The sequence below is a fragment of the Nocardiopsis sp. TNDT3 genome (genome assembly GCF_003427465.1).
Classification (GTDB): domain Bacteria; phylum Actinomycetota; class Actinomycetes; order Streptosporangiales; family Streptosporangiaceae; genus Nocardiopsis; species Nocardiopsis dassonvillei.
On record NZ_QPFC01000924.1, the window covers coordinates 1 to 1,738 of the forward strand.

Annotated in this window: 2 protein-coding genes; both read left to right on the forward strand. The window is 74.6% G+C overall.

The genetic code is table 11. The features are described from left to right. The first annotated feature begins 131 nt into the window (after positions 1-131). On the forward strand, positions 132-1,031 hold the full coding sequence (locus tag DQW06_RS21780) for a dihydroorotate dehydrogenase electron transfer subunit (protein ID WP_013154117.1): 900 nt from the start codon (positions 132-134) through the stop codon (positions 1,029-1,031). Between the two features lie 52 nt (positions 1,032-1,083). Then, positions 1,084-1,738 (forward strand): dihydroorotate dehydrogenase (locus DQW06_RS21785; RefSeq protein ID WP_117199208.1); only part of this gene is annotated, 655 nt, incomplete at its 3' end.

A 1,738-nucleotide genomic window follows, 5' to 3' on the forward strand; every position in this document is an offset into this window, starting at 1 on the left:
GCCGTGGACGGTGTGTCCACGGCGCCCCCGCCTATACGGTTGGCGCACAGGACGACGCAGGAATCCCAGAGGGGGGAGGGCGGCGCCGACGCCCCGGTGTCCGCGACACCGGGCCCGGGCGCCACGACCTGATGAGCGACAACGGACCGGTGCAGACCAGGTGCCCCGTGCTGAACGTACGCAGGGTGGACGCCTACTACGCCATCACCGTGGTCGCCCCGGGCATAGCCGAGCGGTTCCGCTCCGGGCAGTTCGTTTCGGTGGCCGTCGGCGGCGACCACTCCAGCACCCTGCTGCGCCGCCCCTTCGCCATCCACGACGTCAAGCCCGACTACGGCGGCACCGTCGAGTTCCTGTTCTCGGTACGGGGCACCGGCACCGCCTGGCTCTCCGAGCGCCGCTCGCGCGACCTGCTGGACGTGGTCGGCCCCCTGGGCCGCCCCTTCCCGCTGCCCCGCGAGCCGGTCAACTGCGTGCTGGTGGGCGGGGGCTCGGGCAGCGCCCCGCTGTTCCCGCTCGCCCAGTCGCTGCGCAGGCGCGGCTGCCGGGTGGACTTCGTGCTGGGCGCCGCCTCCGCCGACCGGGTGTTCAGCGCCATCACCGCCCGCCGCATCGCCGAGACGGCCGCCTTCACCACCGACGACGGCTCCTTCGGCACCCGCGGCCGCGTCACCGACGTCCTGGGCAGGGTGATCGAGGAATGCCGGTCCGACGCCGTCTACGCCTGCGGCCCCATGCCGATGCTGCGCGCGGTCACCTCCGTGGCGGCCAGCCACGGCATCCCCGTCCAGGTGGCGGTGGAGGAGACTATGGCCTGCGGCACCGGGATCTGCATGACCTGCGTCATCCCGGTGGTGGGCGAGGACGGGATCACCCGCATGGTGCGCTCCTGCGTGGACGGCCCGGTCTTCCGGGGCGAGCAGGTGCGCTTCGACGACGTGGGCACGATCCCCTTCGACGCCCTGGGCGCCCCGGGCTGGAAGGGCTCCAGCGCGGCCCGCGCCGCGGAGACGGCCCGCGACATCGCCTGAGGGCCCCGGACCCGCCCCGGGACCGACCACCACCAGACAGTGGGTGAGAGAGTTGAACGCAGACCTCAGGACCCGGCTGGGCGGCTGGGAGCTGCCCAATCCCGTGGTCACCGCCGCCGGGTGCGCCGGAGCGGGCCGCGAGCTGGCCCAGTTCCTCGACATCGCCTCGATCGGCGCCGTCACCACCAAGTCGGTGATGCTGGAGCCCCACGCCGGGCGCCCGTCCCCGCGCATGGCCGAGACGCCCAGCGGGATGCTCAGCACGACGGGCATGCAGGGTCCGGGCGTGGACGTGTTCCTCCAACGGGACCTGCCCTGGCTGCTCTCCCGGGGCGGACGGGCGATCGTCTCCGTCGCGGGCACCGGCATGGCCGAGTTCGGCGAACTCGCCAGACGCGTGTCCGCCGCGGACGGGGTCAGCGCGATCGAGGTCAACCTCTCCAGCCCGGACCCGTCCGACCCCGCGGGGCGCCGCTACGTGGACGACGCCGCCCAGGCCGCGGCCGTGGTGCGCACGGTGCGCTCCCACACCCGTTCGGGGCTGCCGGTGCTGGCCAAGCTCGCCGCCGACGTCCCCGACGTGGTGGAGCTGGCCGCCGCGTGCGTGGAGGCGCGCGCGGACGGGCTGTCCATGGTCAACACCGTGCGCGGCATGGCCGTGGACACCCGCACGCTGCGCCCGGCGGTGGCCGGGGGGATGGGCGGGC